At 70.4% G+C, this 20,629-nt stretch carries 18 protein-coding genes; 11 read left to right on the forward strand and 7 right to left on the reverse strand.

Features of this window, described 5'->3' with window-relative positions; translation table 11 throughout:
• Positions 1-1,077 (reverse strand): DUF3866 family protein, encoded by a 1,077-nt coding sequence (locus tag ABD785_RS10200; protein WP_344825243.1) that lies wholly within the window; start codon positions 1,075-1,077, stop codon positions 1-3.
• A gap of 41 nt (positions 1,078-1,118) precedes the next feature.
• Here ABD785_RS10200 and ABD785_RS10205 point away from each other — a divergent pair, with 41 nt between their 5' ends.
• The 6 genes from ABD785_RS10205 to ABD785_RS10230 all read left to right on the forward strand — a co-directional run bounded on the left by ABD785_RS10205 (position 1,119) and on the right by ABD785_RS10230 (position 7,675).
• Positions 1,119-2,060: a helix-turn-helix transcriptional regulator gene (locus tag ABD785_RS10205; protein ID WP_344825246.1), complete on the forward strand. Its 942-nt coding sequence runs from the start codon at positions 1,119-1,121 to the stop codon at positions 2,058-2,060.
• Positions 2,057-3,016 (forward strand): helix-turn-helix transcriptional regulator, encoded by a 960-nt coding sequence (locus tag ABD785_RS10210; RefSeq protein WP_344825248.1) that lies wholly within the window; start codon positions 2,057-2,059, stop codon positions 3,014-3,016. Before ABD785_RS10205 ends, ABD785_RS10210 begins: the two co-directional genes overlap by 4 nt.
• Positions 3,017-3,353: 337 nt before the next feature.
• Positions 3,354-3,671 (forward strand): Sec-independent protein translocase subunit TatA, encoded by a 318-nt coding sequence (gene tatA, locus ABD785_RS10215; RefSeq protein ID WP_344825251.1) that lies wholly within the window; start codon positions 3,354-3,356, stop codon positions 3,669-3,671.
• A gap of 83 nt (positions 3,672-3,754) precedes the next feature.
• The gene (tatC, locus tag ABD785_RS10220; protein WP_344825254.1) at positions 3,755-4,576 is read left to right on the forward strand and encodes a twin-arginine translocase subunit TatC; all 822 of its coding nucleotides are present in this window, start codon (positions 3,755-3,757) and stop codon (positions 4,574-4,576) included.
• Positions 4,577-4,640: 64 nt separating this feature from the next.
• Positions 4,641-7,373, forward strand: coding sequence for a DEAD/DEAH box helicase (locus ABD785_RS10225; RefSeq protein WP_344825257.1), 2,733 nt, complete (start codon positions 4,641-4,643; stop codon positions 7,371-7,373).
• Between the two features lie 107 nt (positions 7,374-7,480).
• On the forward strand, positions 7,481-7,675 hold the full coding sequence (locus ABD785_RS10230; RefSeq protein ID WP_344825260.1) for a hypothetical protein: 195 nt from the start codon (positions 7,481-7,483) through the stop codon (positions 7,673-7,675).
• On the opposite strand, the gene ABD785_RS10235 is transcribed toward ABD785_RS10230, so the two are convergent.
• From ABD785_RS10235 to ABD785_RS10255, 5 genes are all read right to left on the reverse strand, one after another.
• The gene (locus ABD785_RS10235; protein ID WP_344825263.1) at positions 7,598-9,112 is read right to left on the reverse strand and encodes an RNB domain-containing ribonuclease; all 1,515 of its coding nucleotides are present in this window, start codon (positions 9,110-9,112) and stop codon (positions 7,598-7,600) included. The two genes, ABD785_RS10230 and ABD785_RS10235, sit on opposite strands and share 78 nt — an antisense overlap.
• Positions 9,113-9,146: 34 nt before the next feature.
• Entirely contained in the window at positions 9,147-9,836 is a 690-nt protein-coding gene (locus ABD785_RS10240) for a Crp/Fnr family transcriptional regulator (protein ID WP_344825266.1), read from the reverse strand.
• Between the two features lie 123 nt (positions 9,837-9,959).
• Positions 9,960-10,361, reverse strand: a complete 402-nt coding sequence (locus tag ABD785_RS10245) for a hypothetical protein (protein WP_344825269.1) — start codon at positions 10,359-10,361, stop codon at positions 9,960-9,962.
• Positions 10,362-10,473: 112 nt separating this feature from the next.
• On the reverse strand, positions 10,474-11,385 hold the full coding sequence (locus ABD785_RS10250) for a 5'-3' exonuclease (protein ID WP_344825272.1): 912 nt from the start codon (positions 11,383-11,385) through the stop codon (positions 10,474-10,476).
• A gap of 5 nt (positions 11,386-11,390) precedes the next feature.
• Positions 11,391-13,232, reverse strand: a complete 1,842-nt coding sequence (locus tag ABD785_RS10255; protein WP_344825275.1) for a SpoIIE family protein phosphatase — start codon at positions 13,230-13,232, stop codon at positions 11,391-11,393.
• A gap of 31 nt (positions 13,233-13,263) precedes the next feature.
• On the opposite strand from ABD785_RS10255, the gene ABD785_RS10260 reads away from it, so the two are divergent.
• The 4 genes from ABD785_RS10260 (at position 13,264) to ABD785_RS10275 (ending at position 18,022) form a co-directional block, all read left to right on the forward strand.
• Positions 13,264-14,376 (forward strand): M24 family metallopeptidase, encoded by a 1,113-nt coding sequence (locus tag ABD785_RS10260; protein ID WP_344825278.1) that lies wholly within the window; start codon positions 13,264-13,266, stop codon positions 14,374-14,376.
• 118 nt (positions 14,377-14,494) lie between these two features.
• Positions 14,495-15,814, forward strand: coding sequence for an ABC transporter substrate-binding protein (locus tag ABD785_RS10265; RefSeq protein WP_344825281.1), 1,320 nt, complete (start codon positions 14,495-14,497; stop codon positions 15,812-15,814).
• Between the two features lies 1 nt (position 15,815).
• On the forward strand, positions 15,816-17,135 hold the full coding sequence (locus ABD785_RS10270) for an ABC transporter permease (protein ID WP_344825284.1): 1,320 nt from the start codon (positions 15,816-15,818) through the stop codon (positions 17,133-17,135).
• Entirely contained in the window at positions 17,132-18,022 is an 891-nt protein-coding gene (locus ABD785_RS10275; RefSeq protein WP_425547753.1) for a carbohydrate ABC transporter permease, read from the forward strand. The genes ABD785_RS10270 and ABD785_RS10275 overlap by 4 nt, the downstream gene beginning before the upstream one ends.
• Before the next feature lie 76 nt (positions 18,023-18,098).
• Here ABD785_RS10275 and ABD785_RS10280 read toward each other — a convergent pair whose 3' ends face one another.
• On the reverse strand, positions 18,099-19,349 hold the full coding sequence (locus ABD785_RS10280; protein ID WP_344825287.1) for an ABC transporter ATP-binding protein: 1,251 nt from the start codon (positions 19,347-19,349) through the stop codon (positions 18,099-18,101).
• A gap of 233 nt (positions 19,350-19,582) precedes the next feature.
• Between ABD785_RS10280 and ABD785_RS10285 the strand changes: the two genes are divergently transcribed.
• Positions 19,583-20,623, forward strand: coding sequence for a LacI family DNA-binding transcriptional regulator (locus ABD785_RS10285; RefSeq protein WP_344825635.1), 1,041 nt, complete (start codon positions 19,583-19,585; stop codon positions 20,621-20,623).
• The last annotated feature ends 6 nt before the right edge of the window (positions 20,624-20,629 follow it).

Below are 20,629 nucleotides of genomic sequence, written 5' to 3' on the forward strand. Positions count from 1 at the left end.
CTAGAGGAGCGTCGCGGTGTGGCGGCCCGCCGCGGCGCAGGTGAGGAAGTACTCCAGGTCGCCGTCGAGGCGGCGGCCCATGGTCGACATGCGGACGCCCCAGGCCTTCTCGTCGGCGGCGAGGCCGTCGGCCAGGCCGTCGACGGGGACGCGCACGAGGTCGTGCTTCTGGGCGAGCGCGGTGGCCTGCGCGGTGACGCGGGCGCCGAACTCGCCCGGCAGCACGGGAACGGGGACCTCGGCCCTGGCGAGGGCGACCCGGCCGTAGGCGGTCAGGCTGTGGTGGGAGATCCCGACGTGGCGCTCCCTGGCGTCGCCCGAGCTGACCCGCAGCGAGGCGACGGCGCGGCCGTGCAGCGCGGCGGTGGCGTTCACGGCCTCGCCCGCCGAGACCCCGGAGAAGCCCCATTTCGTGCCGGTGCCGAGGTTGCCGGGGCCCTGGGCGAGGATCGCGACGTCGGCGTGCAGGACGAGCCGGGCGGCCAGCAGCCCGGTGTGGACGGTCACGGCCTCCAGGTCGCCGCCGAACGCCTGCCCGACCGTGACGGTCGCCGCGAGGGCCCCGGCGTCCTTCAGCTGGGCGATCGACATCGAGAACCAGGCCGGCAGCGCGCCGCCGTCGGGCATCACGTACACGACCCGGGCGTCGGGCCGGTCCCGCAGCAGCCCCGACAGCAGGGCGGGCAGCGCCGAGTGGAGATCGGCGACGATCACCGGCATCCCGCCGAGGGAGTCGGCCTCGGCCAGGACGTCATGGTGGGGGGAGTCCTGCTCGTCGGCGCCGAGCACGGTCGCCTGGAGCGGCGTGTACCTGGCCTTGACCAGGTGCCCGGGGCCGGTAGGGTCGGGCGGCAGCCGGTCGGGGATCGCGACCACCATCGCGTAACCGCCCGTCCCCAGCCCCATGGCGAGGGCGGTGGTGTTCAGGAGCACCTCGTCGCCGGGCTCGGGCCGTCCCACGAGCGCGGGGTAGGCGAGGCCGCGCGCGGCCGTCCCGTCGATCGTCACATCGAGCTCGACCGCCCCCGGCCACTCCCGGCGGATGCCTTCTACTGTTCCTTTGCGCCATCGGATCACGTGGAAGACGGTAGCGTTTGGCGCAACGAGGGGAAGGTTGAATGTCGCGGCGCAAGACGGAACGTCTCCTGCATCTGGTGGTCCTTTTGCTGGCCACACGCCGGTACCTGACGGCCGAGCAGATCCGGCAGGCCGTTCCGGGCTACCCGGACTCCGACGAGGCCTTCAAGCGCATGTTCGAACGCGACAAGGAAGAGCTGCGGGAGCTGGGGATCCCCCTCGAGGTCGGCAGCGACGAGGATGACACCGGCTACCGGATCCCGCCGCAGGCCTATGAACTCCCCGACATCCACCTGACCCCCGACGAGGTGGCCGTGCTGGGCCTGGCCGCGCGGGTGTGGCAGCAGACCAATCTCGCCGAGGCCGCCTCCGGGGCGCTGTTCAAGCTGCGCGCCGCCGGGATCGACGCCGACCCCTCGGGCTCCTCGGTGCTCGAGCCGAGGGTCGGCGCGGACGAGCCCGCCTTCCCCGCGCTCTACGAGGCGGTGAGGGACCGCCGGGTCGTCGAGTTCGCCTACAAGTCGATGTCGGGGAGCGGGCTCCAGAACCGGGTCGTCGAGCCCTGGGGGCTGGCCTCGCGGCGGGGCCGCTGGTACCTGGTCGGGCACGACCGGATGCGGCAGGCCCAGCGGGTCTTCCGGCTGAGCCGGGTCCAGAGCGAGGTCGTCCAGCGGGGTGCCGCCGGGGCGGTGACCGTCCCCGACGGGGTCGACATCAAGAAGATCGCCTTCGAGTGGGGCGAGCCGCCGGCCGAGCGCAGGACGGCGAAGGTCCGGCTGCGCAGGGGCGGCGCCCAGGGGGTCCGCCGGTGGGCCAGCACCGTGACCTTCGTCGACGACGAGTGGGACGAGGCCGTCCTCGCGGTCTGGGACGTCGACCAGTTCGCCGCGACCCTGGCGCGGTTCGCCGCCGAAGTCCACGTGATCGATCCGCCGGACCTGCGCGACGCGGTGATCCGGCAGCTGAAAGGGGTGCTCGCGTGAGGCCGACGACCTCTGCCGACCGGCTGTCGAGGCTGCTCGCGCTCGTCCCCTACGTCGTGGCGCGGGACACCGTGTCGGTGACCGAGGCCGCCGAGGCGTTCGGCGTCACCGAGAAGCAGCTCCGCGAGGATCTCAACCTGCTGTGGTGCGTGGAGCTGCGCTCGCCCGATCCGTACTGCCCGATCGACCTGTCCTACGAGGGCGGCGACATCACCGTCTCCGAGGCCGAGTCGATCTCGCGCCCGCTGCGGCTGGGCGCGGACGAGGCCGCCGCGCTGCTGGTGGCCTTGCGGATGCTGGCCGAGCTGCCGGGCGCCGCCGAGGACGACGCCATCACCCGGGTGATCGCGAAACTGGAGGCGGCGGCGGGAGAAGCGGCGGGGATCGCGGCGCGTCAGGTGGCCGTCCAGGTCGACCAGCGGCGCGGCCCGACCCTGACGGCCATCCAGGACGCCCTGCGCGACGGCCGCAGGCTGCACCTCACCTACTACGTGGCGGGCCGGGACGAGAACACCGCCCGCGACGTCGACCCGATGCGGGTCCTGGTCGTCGAGGGCCGCTCCTACCTGGAGGGCTGGTGCCGGAGGGCGGACGCCGTCCGGCTGTTCCGCCTCGACCAGATCGTGAAGATCGAGATCCTGGACGTGGCCAGGGAGATCCCGGCCGAGGCGAAGCTCCGCGACGTCGACGCGGGCCTGTTCCAGGCGTCGGCGACCGACATCCGGGCGGTGCTGGACCTCACCCCGTCGGGCCGGTGGGTCGCGGAGTACTACCCGTGCGAGTCGGCCGAGGAACTGGGCGAGGGGCGGCTGCGGGTGGTCCTGCGGACCGCCGATCCGCGCTGGGTCGTCGCGCTGGCGCTTCGCCTGGGCGACCAGGGACGCCTGGTGGCCCCCGGTGACCTGGCCCAGCGGGTCAGGTCCGAGGCCGAAGCGGCCCTGGCGCTTTACGCCTGATGCGCTAGGTTGGGCGTCGTGGGTTGGGCGATGGGTTCTGTGCTGCTGGCCTCCGCCGGCCTGTGTGTCCTGGCGTTCTGTGCTTTCAAGGTCTTCTTGGGGGTCAGGTCGCTGGGAGGTGAACTGGAACGGACGCGGAAACGGCTGGAACCGCACCAGGCGGAATTGAAGCGTCAGGTCGATGCCCATAAGCGCCGAGACGAGTAGTATTCAGGCGTTTCGGCAAGGAAACCGCTTACTGGTAACAAACTTGCATGTTTTACCTGGCGGAAGCGCTGTGTTACCGGAAAGCTGGCGTACGATCGAAGCCAGTAGACCTGCGGATAGAGGACGTGACATGGATCTGGGCCCCTGGGAGATCGCGATCATCGCGGTCGTCATTCTGGTGCTGTTCGGCTCGAAGAAGCTGCCGGACACCGCCCGTTCGCTGGGTCGTTCCCTGCGTATCTTCAAGTCCGAGACCAAGGGACTTCACGAGGACGAGAAGGCCGCCGCCGCCGCTCCCGCGACGCCCGCTCAGCCGACCCCGGCCGAGCGCGCCGCGCAGCTGCGCGAGGAGGCCGCCAAGATCGAGCAGGGTCAGCTGCCTGCCGGTGAGGGCACCACGCTGAACGGCGTTCCGGTGAACCAGGACCAGGTCAACCGCACCTCCTGATCCCTTCCCCTTCCTGACAGGCGAACGATCTTCTGATGAAGCTGATGAATGGCTCTCGGGGCGAAGGCGACCCCGAGGGCCGGATGCCTTTGCTCGAACACATTCGCGAGCTACGCAGCCGCCTCCTGAAGGCCCTTTTCTTCCTGCTCATCGGAGCGATCATCGGCTTCCTGGTCTTCGACCAGGTGTGGGACTTCCTGCAGAAGCCGTACTGCAAGCTCGAGGTCAACAAGGGCGAGGACGCCGGGACCTGTGGTCTCTACGTCACCGGCCTGACGGCGGGCTTCTTCGTCTACCTGAAGATCGCCCTGATCATCGGCGCGATCCTCTCCTCGCCCTTCTGGCTGTACCAGCTCTGGGCCTTCGTCGCCCCCGGGCTGCACCACCGCGAGAAGCGGTGGACCTACATCTTCCTGGCCTGCGCTATCCCGCTGTTCCTCTCGGGCGCCGCACTGGCCTACTTCACCCTGGACAAGGGTCTGACCATCCTGCTGGGGTTCACCCCGGGCGGGGTGACGAACATCGTGACGATCGACAGCTATCTCGGCTACATGATCGCGATGTTGCTGATCTTCGGCATCTCGTTCGAGCTCCCGCTGTTCGTGGTCATCCTGAACCTCGCGGGCGTGCTCAGCCACGAGAAGCTCGCCAAGCACCGCCGAATGATCATCTTCGGCCTGTTCGTCTTCGCCGCGGTCGCCACCCCCAGCGCCGACCCCTTCACGATGCTGGCGCTGGCCCTGCCGACCGTCGTGCTGTTCCTCTTCGCCGAGCTGATCGCGTTCTTCCACGACAAGCGCAAGGCCAAGCGGACCGAGCTCTACGACGGCCTGAGCGACGACGAGGCCTCCGTGATCGAGGACGAGCCCTACGACATCGGGACTCCCGAGCCGCTCGACCGATAGGTCGTTTCCGGACCGGTGTGAAACCCGGTGGGAATCGTGGGCCGTGAAACCCTAGGCTGGAGGCATGAGTTCTCCCGCTGAGCGTTACGCGGCCCACAAACGCAATGTCGACCAGAACGGGCCCGCATTGCGGGAGTTCCGGGGGCTGTACGACTTCGAGCTCGACGGGTTCCAGCTCGAGGCCTGCCGGGCCCTCGAAGGCGGCGACGGCGTCCTGGTGGCGGCCCCGACGGGCTCGGGAAAGACCGTCGTGGGCGAGTTCGCCGTCCACATGGCCCTGCGCGAGGGCCGCAAGTGCTTCTACACCACGCCGATCAAGGCGCTGTCGAACCAGAAGTACGGCGACCTCGCCAAGCGGTACGGCGCCCGGAACGTCGGCCTGCTGACCGGCGACAACAGCGTCAACGGCGAGGCCCCGATCGTCGTCATGACCACCGAGGTCCTGCGGAACATGCTGTACGCGGGGTCGCAGACCCTGGCGAACCTGGCGTTCGTGGTCATGGACGAGGTCCACTACCTGGCCGACCGGTTCCGCGGCGCCGTCTGGGAAGAGGTGATCATCCACCTCCAGGAGTCGGTGCGGGTGGTCGCCCTGTCCGCGACGGTCTCCAACGCCGAGGAGTTCGGCGAGTGGCTGCAGGCCGTCCGCGGCGACACGACCGTGATCGTCGACGAGCACCGGCCGGTCCCGCTGTTCCAGCACATGCTGGTCGGGCACCGCCTGTACGACCTGTTCGTGGACTCCGGCAAGGACGAGCGCGCCAAGGTCAACCCCGAGCTCCGCCGCATCTCCCTCGACGACGTCCGCAAGAACAAGATCAATTCGGGCCGCCGTACGGGCCGCCGCCGCGACCACAGGCCCCAGCGGTTCCGGCCGCCCATGCGCGCCGACGTGATCGAGCGCCTCGACCGCGAGGGCCTGCTCCCCGCGATCACCTTCATCTTCAGCCGGGCGGGCTGCCAGGCGGCCGTCGAGCAGTGCCTGCACTCGGGGCTGCGGCTGATCTCCCGCGAGGACTCGAAGATCGTCCGGGAGCTGGCCGAGGAGCGCACCCACGACATCCCCGAGGCCGACAAGCACGTCCTGGGCTACTACGACTGGCTGGCGGGGCTCGAGCGCGGCCTGGCCGCCCACCATGCCGGCATGCTCCCGGTCTTCAAGGAGGTCGTGGAGGAACTGTTCGCCCGGAACCTGATCAAGGCGGTGTTCGCCACCGAGACCCTCGCGCTGGGCGTCAACATGCCCGCCCGCACTGTAGTGATCGAGAAGCTCGACAAGTGGAACGGCGAGGCCCACGTCGACCTGACTCCGGGGGAGTACACCCAGCTCACCGGGCGGGCCGGCCGCCGCGGCATCGACGTCGAGGGCCACGCGGTGGTCATCTACCAGCCCGGGATGGACCCCGGGAGCGTCGCGGGCCTGGCCAGCACCCGCACCTACCCGCTCAACTCCAGCTTCCGGCCGTCCTACAACATGGCGGCCAACCTGGTCGGGGCGGTCGGCCGTGAGCGCGCCGCCACCCTGCTGGAGGAGTCGTTCGCCCAGTTCCAGGCCGACCGGGCCGTCGTCGGCCTGGCCCGCCAGCTGCGCAAGTCCGAGGAGGCCATGCAGGGCTACGCCGACGCGGCCCGCTGCCACATGGGCGACTTCATGGAGTACGCCGCGCTGCGCCGCGCCCTGTCGGACGCCGAGACCGACCTGTCGCGCTCGCGGGCCGGCTCTCGGCGCCTGGAGGTGGCCCGTTCCCTGGAGCGGCTGCGCCCCGGTGATGTGATCATCGTTCCGGCGGGCCGTAGCGCCGGGGCCGCCCTGGTGCTGGACACCGGCATCGCCAAGCGCTCCGACGGGCCCGCGCCGCTGGTGCTGCTCGACAGCCGCCAGGTCAAGCGGCTGACGCTCGCCGATTTCGCCGCGCCGGCGGAACCGGTCGAGAAGGTCAAGATCCCCAAGTGGTTCAGCCCGCGCAACCCCCAGCACCGCAAGGACATGGCCGCGACGCTGCGCGCCAAGGTCCCGCACGGCGACGTCAAGGCGGCGCGCGGCGGCCGCGGCGGCGGTTCCGAGGGCGACGACGCCGAGATCAACCGGATCAGGACCGAGCTGCGGCGCCATCCCTGCCACGGCTGCGACGAGCGTGAGGACCACGCCCGCTGGGCCGAGCGGTACTTCCGGCTCGAGCGCGAGAGCTCGGGCCTGCGGCGCAGGGTCGAGTCCCGCTCGCAGGTGATCGCCCGGACCTTCGACCGGGTCTGCGGCGTCCTGGAGCAGCTCGGCTATCTCAAGAACGGGACCGTCACCGAGGCAGGAAAGCGCCTGTCGCGGATCTACTCCGAGCTGGACCTCCTGACGGCAGAGAGCCTGCGCGAGGGGCTCTGGGAGAACCTGGGAGCCGCGGAGCTGGCCGCCTGCGTCTCCGCATTGGTGTTCGAGTCGCGTCAGCCGGACGACGCGACCCCGCCGAAGATCCCCCCGGGCACCCGCGACGTCCTCACCTCGATGGTCAGGCTCTGGGGTGAGCTGGAGAACGTGGAGAAGGACAACCAGGTCGCCTTCCAGCGCGAGCCCGACCTGGGCTTCGCCTGGGCCGCCTACCGCTGGACCGGTGGCGCGGACCTCGACGACGTGCTCGGCGAGGCGGGGATGACCGCGGGCGACTTCGTCCGCGCGGTCAAGCAGCTGATGGACCTGCTCGGCCAGATCGCCGACGCCGCAGGCGAGGGAAGGGTGAGAACGACCGCCAGAAAGGCCGCCGACGCCATGCGACGCGGAGTGATCGCCTACTCCTCGGTGGCCTAGCCACCAGGGGATATGCGGCAATTACGGACAAACCCAAACCGGGGGGATGTTAGTCCCCCCGGTTTTCGGTGATCAGTGGGCTGCACACCCCCATCAAAGGAGGACCCATGTTCGCCATCGCAGCCGCCATCGTCTTCGGCCTCGCCCTGCTGTTCGATCTCGCCGACGTCTCCTCGGACGCCTTCGACTACGCGACTCTCGTCACCGTCGGCCTGCTGTTCATCTCACTGCACCTCGCCGGCTTCGGCACCGCGACCAACTGGCGCAGCGGCTGGAACAACCGCCGCCGCACCCGCAGGTAATGCCGGATAGCCGAACAGCACCTTCCTCGACCGCGGGTCCGCCTCACTGAGGCGGACCCGCACCGCTTCACCCAGCGGCAGACCCTCCCCGGTGACCTTCCCCAGGACCGACGGGTCGACGAGCTGGACCGTGCCGCCCTTGCGGTGCTCTCCCGGCAGCTCGGCCTCGACCACGACGGCGTCGAAGACCTCGCCGGCCCGGTCGGCGAGCAGGACCGCCTCCACCAGGTCCAGGCAGGCCCGCTCGATCTCCGAACCGTGCCGCAGGCTCCGCTCCATCACCTCGCCGAGCTTCGGCAGCGCCTCGGTGACCCAGGCGGGAACCGGGCTCCCCGACGTCAGGGCCAGGCAGATCTCCAGCGCGTACCGGTCGGCGAGCCGCCGCAGCGGGGCCGTCACATGCGCGTAGGGGGCGGCGACGGCCGCGTGCCTGGCGTCGTCGCCCTCGGGCACCGGCAGGTCGGCGGCACCGCGGTCGAAGGCGGTGTAGCCCGCCCCGCGCATCAGCGTCGAGGCGGCGCGGAAGAACGCCACCTCTCTGCCGCCCACTGTGGTCAGCGACCGGATGACGGCACCGTAGGACCAGCCGTCCGGCCAGCCGATCCCGAGCGCCGAGGCGATCCTGCGCAGCCGCTCCAGGGCCTCGGGCTGCGGCGGCGGCATGGTCCGCAGGAAGCCGACCCCGCCCTCGAGCATGATCTGCGCGGCGGCACGGCCGGTCAGCAGCGAGATCTGGGCGTTCCACTGCTCGCTGCCCAGGCCGTCCCTGAACACCAGCCGCCAGCCGTCCGCGCCCTTGACGGCCTCCTGTTCCGGCAGCGGCAGCGACACCCCGCCGCGGGCCGCCTCCGCTTCGATCAGGAGTTCGCCGATCTCCTTGAGCAGCGCGATCCGCGGATCGTCCGGGACGGCCGTGGCGTAGTCGAGACGGTCGCGGCTGCGCACCAGCGCCCGCCGCACCCGGGTCCCGGTCGCCTCGCCGGAGGGGCCGAGATCGATGGTCCACACCACCGCCGGACGGTCCACCGCGGGCAGCAGGCTGGCCGCGCCCTCCGACAGCTCGGGCGGATGCAGCGGCGAACGGCCGTCCGGCAGGTACAGGGTGACGCCGCGCGCCCACGACTCGGCGTCGATCGCCCCGCCGGGTGTCACGAATCCGGCGACGTCCGCGATGGCGTACCAGACGCGGTATCCGCCGTCCGCCCGCTCCAGGAACATCGCCTGGTCCAGGTCCATCGATCCGGCGGGGTCGAGGGTGAAGAACTCCAGGTCCCTCAGGTCCAGCGGCGGCTCGGGCGCCGCCGCCACCGCCGCCTCCGCGTGCACCGCGGGCGGGAAGTCACCGGGGACCGCGAGGTCGGCGCGGATCCTGGTCAGCCCCTCGGCGACCCGGCCGTCGACGGCGTCCGGCTTCAGGAGTACACGACGATGTGCCACCCGTGAAGACTAACCAGTTACCGGCAAAGCGGACCTACAGGTCGTCCAACGATTCCGCGAACAGCCGCAGCCGGGCCGGATCGAGGATGACGGTCTGCCGCCAGCCCGTCGCGATGATGCCCGCCGCGCGCCAGTCCTTGAAGGCCCTCGCCACCGTCTCCCGCGAGGCGTCCACGTAGGAGCCGAGCTCGGCCTGGGACAGCGGCGGCACCTCGATCCCGCCGCCGGCGAAGGGCCGCCCGTTGCGCTCGGCGAGCTCCAGCAGGAACAGCGCGAGCCGTCCCGCCCCGATGAGGGTGCCGGTCTTCACGATCCGCCGGTCGGCCTGCACCAGCCGGTCGACCATCGTCCGGACGACCTTCTGCCATGCGCCGGGGTGGCTGGCGAGGAAGGCGATGAACCTGCTGCCCGACACCGACATCGCCGTCACCGACTGCAGTGCGGTGACGGTGGCGTTGCGGGCGTCGTCGCCGAGGGTTCCCATCTCGCCGATCAGCTCGCCGGGACCGCGCAGCGCCATCAGCCGCTCCCGGCCGTCGGCGTCGGCCACGCTGACCTTCGCCCACCCGGTCCGGATGATCAGGACCTGGTCGGCCGGTTCGCCCTGGTAGCAGAGCGGAGCGCCGTGCCGGAAGCGGCGCGAGCGGCCCGCCTGGGTGAGCGCGGTCTGCTCGGCCTCGTCGAGGGTGTTCCAGAAGTCCATCGGGGGTCTGTCCACGAGCATGGGGGGTCCGTTCGTGAAGGGGCCGGCGACCGGTGAACCGGCGTTCCGCGGGAAGGCCGGGGGAGTGGGGTTGTCGCTCAGCTCCCCGGGAACGCCGGTCGTCCAGTTGTCCTACCCCGAATTTCAGGCCAGGAGTTGCAGAACCAGGGTCCAGAGTGAGAAGCCCAGTCCTGTGGCCATCGCCCACGACTGCGCGCGATAGGCCCAGTACTGCCGGGTCTCCAGTCCCGCCAGCAGCTGTGTCATGGTGGTCGCCGAGCTGATTCCGGCGCTGGCCCGCTGGAGATGCAGGATCGCCCGGGTGCCGCCACCCAGCAGCGGGAGCAGCAGGAGCGCCAGCACCACCCGTGAGGTGGTCGCCAGGGCGGCCAGGGTCGGGACCTGGATGAGCAGACCGACCCCCATCATGCTGACCGCCCAGCTCGCCAGGGACGTGTCATGGTTGGCCGCACGGGTCACGCGGGCCAGATCGGTCGGGTCCGCGTCGAGCGGCAGGTCCGTACGGGGGTTGCTGAGAATCGCCATCGCCACACCCTCCTGTGCGCTAGGTGGTTCGTCTGCTTCCGAGGAAACACCCAGTCAAGGACCAGTGTTGCGGCTCCCTGCACGCGTCATGTGTGTCACCCGGCACAAGCGCTCAAACCAGGACGTTGAGGAGCCGGTTGATCGGAGAGGCGAGATTCCACTGGTCAGCGAGGGCCACGAGTGTCTCGGGGTCCGCGGGGACGCGCGGGAGGCCGTCCGCGACTTCCACAGGCAAGTCGGTGACGACCCGGCAGACCATCTCCGCCGGGCCGAGGTAGGCACGTGCCGCTTCGAGCTTCTTGCGGCTCCCCGCGGGGAATCCGTCCGTCACACCTGTGTCGAGGGCCTCGGTGATGCCCGCCAGCGAGCCGAACCGGGTGACGAGCGCGGCCGCCGTCTTCTCCCCGACCCCCGGCACACCGGGCAGGCCGTCGGAGGGGTCGCCCCGCAGCGTCGCGTAGTCGGCGTAGGCGCGGCCGGGGATCCCGTACTTCGCCGACACCTCCTTCTCGCCGAGGATCTCCAGGTTCCTGATGCCGCGCGCGGTGTACAGCACCCGCACCTCGCGGTCGTCGTCCACGAGCTGGAACAGGTCGCGGTCGCCCGTCACGATGTCGACCGGGCCCGGATCGTTGTGGGCGAGGGTGCCGATCACGTCGTCGGCCTCGTATCCGGCGAGCTCCGCGCGGGCGATCCCGAACGCGGCCAGGACCGCGTCGATGACGGGGAGCTGGGGGCCGAGGGTGTCCGGGGTCTCCTCCACGTCGACCGACGCGGTCGCCTCGACCACGCGGTGCGCCTTGTAGGAGGGGATCGCCTCGACCCGGAACGCCGGCCGCCAGTCGGCGTCGAAACAGCAGACCAGCCGGTCGGGACGCCGGTCGGCGACCAGCCGGGCGATCATGTCGATGAGGCCGCGGACCGCGTTGACGGGAGTGCCGTCCGGCGCCTTCACCGACTCCGGCACCCCGAAGAACGCGCGGAAGTACAGCGAGGGAGTGTCCAGCAGCATGAGTCCCGGCATGGTGCCTAGCGTATCTTCACCGCCACCAGGCAGGTGTCGTCGTCGGGATTCGCGCCGCCGACCGTGTCGAGCAGCAGCCCCACCCAGTCGTCCAGGGTGTCGCCCGTGCACGCCGAGGCCGCCTTGGTGAGCAGCTCGAAACCGGTGAACAGATCGCGGCCTCGCCGCTCGACGAGGCCGTCGGTGTAGAACAGCAGCCGGTCGTCACTCCGCAGGTGGACGACCGAGGTGGCGAAGGTGACCTCGTCGCTGGCGCCCAGCAGGATGCCCTCGGGCTGCTCCAGCATCACCGCCCGGCCGCCCGAGCACAGGACGGGCGGCGGATGCCCGGCCTGCGCCCACACCAGGGTCCTGGTCGCCGGGTCGAACCGGCCCGCGATGCAGGTGGCGGTCAGTGCGGCCTGCCGGTGCAGCATCAGCTCGTTCAGCCAGCCGAGCAGGACGTCGGGGGAGGCGCCGGTGAAGGCCAGCCCCAGCAGGGCGTTCCGCAGCGAGGCCATCGCCTCCGCCGCGGGCAGGCCGTGCCCTGAGACGTCCCCGATCGCCAGGAACACCTGGCCGTCGGGGAGCTCGGTCGCCTCGTACCAGTCGCCGCCGACCTTGGTCTCGATCTCGGCGGGCAGGTAGCGCAGGGCCGCCTCGATCCCCGGCAGGGGCGACGGGCGGCGGCGCGGCAGGACCGCCCGCTGGAGGCCGACGACCAGCTCGCGCTCCTCGGCGAGCCTGCGCCGCTGCTCCTCGACCTTCTTGCGGCTCTCCAGCAGTTCCTGCTCGGCCTTGCGGCCCTTGGTGATGTCCTGGAACAGGCAGCGCAGGACCGAGGGCTCGCCCGAGCCGTCCAGGACGGGCTCGGCCATCACCCGCAGGTACCGCGCCCCCCTGCCGTGGCGGATGCGTAGCTGGACGTCGGCTGGCTCGCGCAGGCCCAGCAGGGTCCGCATCAGGTTCCCCGCCAGCGCCGTGTCGTCCGAATGGATGCGGGCGCCGACCTCCTCCAGGCTGAGCGGGCCGTCCGCCGAGGACCGGCCGAAGATGACGTAGAGCTGGTCCGACCAGTGGGCTCCGCCCGTCGCGAGGTCCCACTCGGCCCAGCCGAGGTTGCCGATCCGCTGTGCCTGGTCGAGCTGGGCCGACAGGTCGCGGGAGTCGTCGTGGAACTGCCACGACACGAGCAGCCCGTCGCCGACCCGGCAGGCCCGGACGCTCATCAGGGTCGGCACGACCCGGCCGCGCTGCACCGAGGGGTACTCCCGAGGCGGCCTGCGCAGCGGCACCCCCGTCTCGAACGCCTGGACGTAGCAGTCGAACAGGTCCGACATCGCCAGGCCCGGATAGGAGGTCAGCAGCCGCCGCCCGACCAGTTCGCCGGGGCGGGTCCCCGGACGGTCGCGGGCGTCGCCGTTCACGGCGTCCACGTGGAAGTCGACGATCCGGCCGACGCCGTCCCGGATCGGGGACAGCAGCGACGCCGGGCCCTGCATGGCCTCGAGGACCGCCTGGAGCAGGAGCGAACGGTGGTCGGAGTCCGCGCGCGGCCGAGGCACGTCGGGGAGATAGCGGAGCGGATCGAACACGTTCTCGGGTGGTGGAGGTTCCGCGGGGGAGGTCCTGGGCGGAACGACGCCCAGCAGCAGTGCCGCGGCGTCCTCCAGCCGGCTGCCGTCAGCCGCCGCGACGGTAAAGAGATGGTCACGCGCCTCCGGGAGGCCGCATCCCAGTCTCTCGGCGAGCATTCCCGTCGCCTGCTCCACGACAGCGCGGGCCCCGGCCGCGGACCGGTGCGCCTCCAGCTCGAGGCGCAGCCGTTCGACCGTGGCCGCGAGCGCGAGCGCCTGCCCGTCGCCCATCTCGCTCAGCTCCCTCGGATAACTTGGGGCTATGCAAACGGAGGAGTTGTATCCGCCAGAGCGCCTCGCCCGTGTACAGGAGGCTACAGTCCGTGCAGGGCTCGGTGCGGTGTTTCTCACACCCGGGCCTGACCTGCGTTATGTCAGCGGTTACGACGCGCATGCGATGGAACGGCTGACCTGTCTGGTGGTCCCCGCGGCCGGTGAGCCGTTCATGGTCGTGCCGCGGCTGGAGCTGCCCGCCGCCCAGGCCTCGCCCGCGGGCCGGCTCGGCCTGGAGTTCCTCGCCTGGAACGAGACAGAGGACCCGTTCGCCCTGGTCGCCCGGCGGGTGGCCGGGGTGGAGAGGGTCGCCGTCGCCGACCGGATGTGGGCGATGATGGCGCTGCGGTTCCGCGACGCCCTGCCCGGGGTCGAGCAGGTCGCCGCGGGCGAGGTGATGCGGCGGCTGCGGATGCGCAAGTCCGCCGCCGAGGTCGCGGCGCTCCGGGAGGCGGGGGCCGCGATCGACCGGGTCCACCGGGCGGTTCCGCTGCTGCTCAAGCCCGGACGCACCGAGCGCGAGGTGGGCAAGGACATCGCCGACGCGATCCTCGCCGAGGGTCATGTCACCGTCGACTTCGTCATCGTCGCGTCGGGGCCCAACGGGGCGAGCCCCCACCACGAGCTGTCCGACCGGGTCATCCAGCCCGGCGATCCGGTCGTCGTCGACATCGGCGGCACCATGCCGTCGGGATACTGCTCGGACTCCACCCGCATGTACTGCGTCGGGGAGCCGCCCGCGGACTTCCTCGACTACTACGGGGTGCTCCAGACGGCCCAGTCGGCGGCCTGCCACGCGGTCAAGCCCGGCATGACCCCGGAGGCCGTCGACGCCGTCGCCCGCGACCTCATCGCCACCGCCGGGTACGGCGAGCAGTTCCTGCACCGCACCGGTCACGGCATCGGGCTCGAGACGCACGAGCATCCCTACATCGTGTTCGGCAACCACGAACCCCTCGAACCGGGCATGGCGTTCTCCATCGAGCCCGGTATCTACCCGGGTGCGCACGGTGCGCGGATCGAGGACATCGTCGTGTGCACCGAGGACGGATCCGAGCGCCTGAACCTCACCACCCGCGACCTGGTGATCGTCGAGCACTAGATCCACACGCACAAAAATATGAGCCGGGAAAGTCCCTCCGGCTCATATTTTTGTCGTGTTAGCACCCGATAGGCAGGGGTAGGAGTTCGTGCCTCAAACCGAATCGAGGAGCTCACGCATGCGCACCCCCCGTCTCATCGGCGCAGCACTGTCCGCGGGTCTCGTACTCGCATCCGTCTCCGCCTGCGGTGACGACAAGAAGTCGGAGGACAAGTCCCCAGCCACCACCGTCGACCTGAAGGGCGTGACGCTTGAGGTCGGCGGTTCCTGGCAGGCCGGAGGCGGCGAGCAGACCAATTTCCAGAAGGTCCTCGACGACTTCCAGGCCAAGACCGGAGCGACGGTCAAGTTCACCTCGAGCGGCGACAAGCTCGTGACCGTCCTCGCCTCGAAGATCCAGGGCGGCAGCCAGCCCGACGTGGCGATGATGCCGAACAAGGGAGCCCTCGACGACTTCGCCAAGAAGGGCTGGCTGAAGCCGCTCAGCGCCGACGTCAAGGCCGAGGCCACCAAGAACTTCGCCCCGATCTGGAACACCCTCGGCAGCACCGACGGCAACCAGTACGGCGTCTACTTCAAGGCCGCGAACAAGTCGACGGTCTGGTACCGGCCGCAGGCCTTCGAGGACGCGGGCGTCCAGCCGCCCAAGACCTGGGCCGAGCTCATCACCGCCTCGGGCACCCTCGCCGACTCCGGCGTCGCCCCGTTCTCGGTCGCCGGCGCCACCGGCTGGACCCTCACGGACTGGTTCGAGAACATCTACCTCTCCCAGGCGGGCCCCGAGAACTACGACAAGCTCGCCAAGCACGAGATCCCGTGGACCGACGCCTCCGTCAAGCAGGCGCTGACCACCCTCGGCCAGCTCTGGGGCAAGAAGGAGTACCTCAACGGCGGCCAGACCGGGGCGCTCCAGACCGACTTCCCGACCTCCGTGGTGAACACCTTCAAGGCGAAGAAGGCCGCGATGGTCTACGAGGGCGACTTCGTGGCCGGTGTCATCGCCTCCGACGCGGGCGCGAAGGTCGGCACGGACGCCAAGTTCTTCCCGTTCCCCGCGGTCGGGCAGAACGCCCCCGTCGTGTCCGGCGGTGACGCCGCCGTCATCCTCAAGGACAGCAAGGGCGCCCAGGAGCTCGTGAAGTACCTGGCCTCGCCCGCCGCGGTCGAGATCTGGACGAAGCTCGGCGGCATCACCTCGCCGAACAAGAACGTCGACCTGAAGACCTACCCCGACGACATCCAGCGCTCGATCGCCCAGTCGGTCGTGGACGCCGGCGACAACGTCCGGTTCGACATGTCCGACCTGGCGCCCGCCTCCTTCGGCGGCACCGACGGCGCGGGCGAGTGGAAGCTCCTCCAGGACTTCCTGAAGAACCCGGCCGACGTCGACGGCATCTCCGCCAAGCTCGAGGCCGCGGCGGCCAAGGCCTACAAGTAACGTGACCACCGCGCCCGCGACAACGAAGTCCAGTGCCCGTCCGGCCGCCTCGCGCGGCCGGGCGGGCCTGCTGCGCGCCGGGTTCCTGCTCCCGGCACTGGTCCTGCTCGGCCTGCTCGTCGTCTACCCGATCGGCTACACCCTGTGGCGCAGCCTGTTCGACGCTGACGGCTCGGGTTTCGTCGGGCTCGGCAACTACCAGGAGATGTTCACCGACGACGCCACCTTCAGGTCCCTGAAGAACAACGTCATCTGGGTCATCGCCGCTCCGTCGATCATCACCGCCCTCGGCCTGATCTTCGCCGTGCTCACCGAGCGGGTCCGCTGGGGCACCGCGTTCAAGACGATCATGTTCATGCCGATGGCGATCTCCATGGTCGCGGCCGGCGTGATCTTCACTCTCGTCTACGACCACGCGCCCGAGAAGGGCGTGCTGAACGCGATCGTCGTCGGGGTCCACGACACCTGGGGGCCGCCGTCGGCCTACCCGGGCGCGCGGCCCCGCGAGAACGGGCCCGTCAAGGCCGCCGCCGGGGGAGTGGAGGCCCCCGGAACGGCCGGGACGCCCGCCCTGGTGCCCCTGGTGGCCGTGCCACCGGACGTCCAGGCGAAGCTCCAGCCCGCCAAGGCCGCGCCGGCCGCCCCCGGCAAGATCACCGGCACCGTCTGGGTCGACTTCTCCCAGGGCGGCGGCGGTAAGGCCGGCCAGATCGACCCCGGCGAGAAGGGGCTCAAGGGGATCACGGTCCAGGCCGTCAAGGACGGGAAGGTCGTGGGATCCGGCAAGACCGGGGCCGACGGGACCTTCACCGTCGACGGCGTCGAGGGGGCGGCCACCCTGCGGCTGCCGCCGTCGAACTTCCAGGCCCGCTACGGTGGGGTGGACTGGCTCGGGCCGAGCCTCATCACGCCCGCGATCATCGGGGCCTACGTCTGGATGTGGGCCGGTTTCGCGATGGTCCTCATCGGCGCGGGGCTGGCGGCCATCGACCGCGACGTCCAGGAGGCGGCCCGCACCGACGGGGCGTCCGAGTGGCAGGTCTTCCGCAAGATCACGGTGCCGATGCTGGCCCCGGTCCTGATCGTCGTCGTGGTCACCCTGGTGATCAACGTGCTGAAGATCTTCGACCTGGTCTACATCATCGCGCCGGGGCCCGTGCAGGAGGACGCCAGCGTGCTGGCCCTCCAGATGTACATCCGCTCCTACGGCGGCGCCGACTCCGACCAGGGGCTCGGCAGCGCGATCGCGATCTTCCTGTTCCTGCTGGTGCTCCCGGCCATGATCATCAATATCCGCCGCTTCCGGAGGGAGAACCAGTGAGTGAGCAGAGCGAGACCGCCGCGCCCGCGCGGCGCTCCGGCGGCCTCGGCCCCAGGCTGGTGCGGCTGGTCAGCAAGGGCTTCCTGCAGGCGGTGCTGATCGTCATCGCCCTGGTCTGGCTGGTCCCGACCCTCGGCCTGGCCCTGGCCTCGCTGCGGAGCCTCCAGGACAACAATTCCGGCGGCTGGTGGACGGTTTTCACCAAGCCCTCCCAGCTCACCCTCGACAACTACGGCAACCTGCTCGAGAACGACACCATCCGCGACGGGTTCCTCAACACCATCTACATCACGCTGCCCGCGACGTTCCTGGTCGTGGCGATCTCGGCGCTGGCCGCCTACGCCTTCGCCTGGCTGGACTTCCCCGGCCGGGACTGGCTCTTCCTCGTCGTCGTCGGCCTGCTGGTCGTGCCGATCCAGATCGGGCTGATCCCGCTCGCCAAGATGTTCGGCGCCATCGGGATCTTCGGTTCGGTCACCGGAGTGGTGCTCTACCACGTGGCGTTCGGGCTGCCGTTCGCGATCTTCCTGCTGCGGAACTTCTTCGCCGCCATCCCCGCCTCCCTGCTGGAGGCGGCCAGGATCGACGGAGGCCGCGACTGGACGATCTTCTTCAGGGTCATCCTGCCGCTGGGACTGCCCGCGATCGCCTCGCTGGCGATCTTCCAGTTCCTGTGGGTCTGGAACGACCTGCTCATCGCGCTGATCTTCGCCGACCGCGGCGCGCAGCCGCTCACCGTGGCCCTGCAGCAGCAGACCCGGTCGTTCGGCTCGAGTCTGGACGTCATCGCGACCGGCTCGTTCCTGTCGCTGATCGTCCCGCTGGTGGTCTTCTTCGCCTTCCAGCGGTACTTCGTCCAGGGCGTCCTGGCCGGATCGGTCAAGTAGGAAGCGCGAAGCCCTCCGTTCCCACCCCCGACGGGGGAACGGAGGGCTTCGGCGCGCCCGGCGCGGGGGCGCTTTCCTACTTGGTGAGGCCGATACGGGCCGCGGCGGCCTCGGCGTCGGCGTGGCCGATCGCGAGGCCGGTGTTGTTGTCGAAGAAGTGCAGGCGGTGGGTGTCGATGCCCAGCTCCAGCGGCTGGCCGGGGCGGACGTGGCTGCGGGCGTTGACGCGCGCGGTCCACAGCGCCTTGTTCTCCAGCAGCGGCAGCGCGGCGGCGACGTCCTCCTCCTCGCCGTCGGTGGCGTCGGAGGCCAGGTCCTGGGTGTCCTTGTGGGCCACCGGGGGAGCGTCGATCGCGAAGATCACGTTGATCTCGGAGCCCAGCTCCTCGGTCACGTTCGCCTTGACGTTGATGACGGCCCAGTCCGGCTTGGCGTGGGCGGAGTCCTCGAAGTCCGACGGGCGGATGCCGACGATCAGCTTCTTGCCGACGTAGTTCTCGAGCTCCGGCTTGGCGGTGAAGATGTCCGCCGGGACCGGGAGCTTGAGGCCCGCGAACTCGACGAACGAGCCGGCGGCCTCACGGGTCAGGACCGCGTCGGCGAAGTTCATCGACGGGGAGCCGATGAAGCCCGCGACGAACAGGTTCACGGGGAAGTCGAACAGGCGCTGCGGGGTGTCGACCTGCTGGAGCTTGCCGTCGCGCAGGACCGCGACGCGGTCGCCCAGGGTCATGGCCTCGACCTGGTCGTGGGTGACGTAGATCGTGGTGACGCCGAGGCGCTCGTGGAGCTGGGAGAGGGAGGCGCGCATCGAGACGCGGAGCTTGGCGTCCAGGTTCGACAGCGGCTCGTCCATGAGGAAGGCCTGCGGCTCGCGGACGATCGCGCGGCCCATGGCGACACGCTGGCGCTGGCCACCGGAGAGCGCGGCGGGCTTGCGCTTGAGGTACGGCTCGAGGCCGAGCATCTTGGCGGCCTCGGCGACGCGCTTCTTGATCTCGTCCTTGGGGGTGCCGCGGAGCTGGAGGCCGAAGGCCAGGTTCTGCTCGACGGTCATGTGCGGGTACAGCGCGTAGTTCTGGAAGACCATCGCGATGTCGCGGTCCTTCGGGGCCAGGTCGTTCACGACCCGGTCGCCGATGGTCAGGCTGCCGCCGGAGATGTCCTCAAGGCCGGCGATCATCCGGAGGGCGGTCGACTTGCCGCATCCGGACGGGCCGACGAGAACCATGAACTCGCCGTCCTTGACGTCCAGGTTCAGGTTGTCGACGGCCTTCGTGCCGCCGGCGTAGATCTTGTCGATACCGCTCAGGCTGATCGCAGCCATCTGGGGCCCCCTCGGGAATGAATACGTTTCCAAGAAACCTACTTAACGGATCCTAGGGTCTGTCAAGACCGATTCGGACCGTTCTGTAGTAACTCTGCAGGCTGGGGCATCCTCTGTCCAGGGCTGGATGGGGTAGATCCGTGGCGAAAGGCTGGGGATATCGTAGAATGGAAACGTTTCCATTCGGATCTCGCGTGGGAGAATGCCTGATCAGGAGGTGGATCTTGGCGAGCGTGACCATCAAGGACGTCGCCGCGGCGGCCGGCGTGGGTGTCGCGACGGTCTCCCGGGTGCTGACGGGGACCGGTTCGGTGAGCGCGGCGACCCGCGCGAAGGTCCTGGCCGCCGCCAAGAACCTCGACTACCGGCCCAGCGCGCTCGGCCGGAGCCTCAAGACCCAGCGGACGGGCGGGATCGGGCTGATCATCCCCAACATCTCCGACCCGTTCTGCGCCGACTTCACCGCCGGGGTCCTCGCCTGCGCCCACGGGCAGGGCGGGCAGGTCCTCATCGACGTCTCCCACGACGATCCGGCCATCGAGGCGGAGATCGTCGAGCGGTTCGCCGAGCAGCGGGTCGACGGGATCATCGCGATGCCCGTCCGGGGGCGTCCAGAGACGTGGAAGTCGGTCGCCAGCCTCGGGCTGGGGCTGGTCTTCGCCGGGCGGACGGTCGAGGAACTGCCCGGGACGGCCACCGTGCTGGCCGACGAGGCGGGCGGGGTCCGCTCGGTGGTCGAGTACCTGGTGGGGCTCGGGCATCGCCGTGTGGCCTTCCTGGGCGGCCGTCCGGCCGAGTCCAGCACCCGCCGTGAGCACGAGAGCGTCTTCCGGGCGACCCTGGAGGAGCTGGGGGTGGCCGTCGAGGAGGAACTGGTCGTCCGGGCGAGGCCCACCGCCGACAGCGCCTACGCCGCCGCGGCCAGCCTGTTCATGCGCCGTCCCGACCTGACGGCCGTCGTCGCGGCCAGCCACCAGCTCGGCGAGGCCGCCGTGCTCGCCTCCCGCGAGCTGAACCTGCGGATCCCCGCGGACGTCTCGATCGCCGTGGTCGACGACGTGCCCTGGTCGGAGCTGTGCGACCCGCCCCTGACGGTCGTCTCCCGCCCCGCTCAGGACATGGGATACCGCGCCTGCGAGCTGCTCCTGCGCTCTCCCGGCACCCGTGAGGGAGGCCGTGCCCAGGGCCGTCCGGTGGTCCTGCCGACCGAACTGGTGGTCCGCGCGAGCTGCGGACCGGTCACCGGTTCCACCCGAACCGCTCGGGGACGGTAGATTTCC

The organism is Actinocorallia longicatena (genome assembly GCF_039534125.1).
Lineage (GTDB): Bacteria > Actinomycetota > Actinomycetes > Streptosporangiales > Streptosporangiaceae > Actinocorallia > Actinocorallia longicatena.

Bases quoted from the DNA above. Each gene is read 5' to 3' on its own strand.
- ABD785_RS10250 (WP_344825272.1), bottom strand. From the start codon at position 11,385: ATGCCGGGACTCATGCTGCTGGACACTCCCTCGCTGTACTTCCGCGCG.
- ABD785_RS10245 (WP_344825269.1), bottom strand. From the start codon at position 10,361: ATGGCGATTCTCAGCAACCCCCGTACGGACCTGCCGCTCGACGCGGAC.
- tatC (WP_344825254.1), top strand. From the start codon at position 3,755: ATGCCTTTGCTCGAACACATTCGCGAGCTACGCAGCCGCCTCCTGAAG.
- ABD785_RS10260 (WP_344825278.1), top strand. From the start codon at position 13,264: ATGCAAACGGAGGAGTTGTATCCGCCAGAGCGCCTCGCCCGTGTACAG.
- ABD785_RS10255 (WP_344825275.1), bottom strand. From the start codon at position 13,232: ATGGGCGACGGGCAGGCGCTCGCGCTCGCGGCCACGGTCGAACGGCTG.
- ABD785_RS10205 (WP_344825246.1), top strand. From the start codon at position 1,119: ATGTCGCGGCGCAAGACGGAACGTCTCCTGCATCTGGTGGTCCTTTTG.
- tatA (WP_344825251.1), top strand. From the start codon at position 3,354: ATGGATCTGGGCCCCTGGGAGATCGCGATCATCGCGGTCGTCATTCTG.
- ABD785_RS10225 (WP_344825257.1), top strand. From the start codon at position 4,641: ATGAGTTCTCCCGCTGAGCGTTACGCGGCCCACAAACGCAATGTCGAC.
- ABD785_RS10240 (WP_344825266.1), bottom strand. From the start codon at position 9,836: ATGCTCGTGGACAGACCCCCGATGGACTTCTGGAACACCCTCGACGAG.
- ABD785_RS10230 (WP_344825260.1), top strand. From the start codon at position 7,481: ATGTTCGCCATCGCAGCCGCCATCGTCTTCGGCCTCGCCCTGCTGTTC.
- ABD785_RS10280 (WP_344825287.1), bottom strand. From the start codon at position 19,349: ATGGCTGCGATCAGCCTGAGCGGTATCGACAAGATCTACGCCGGCGGC.
- ABD785_RS10265 (WP_344825281.1), top strand. From the start codon at position 14,495: ATGCGCACCCCCCGTCTCATCGGCGCAGCACTGTCCGCGGGTCTCGTA.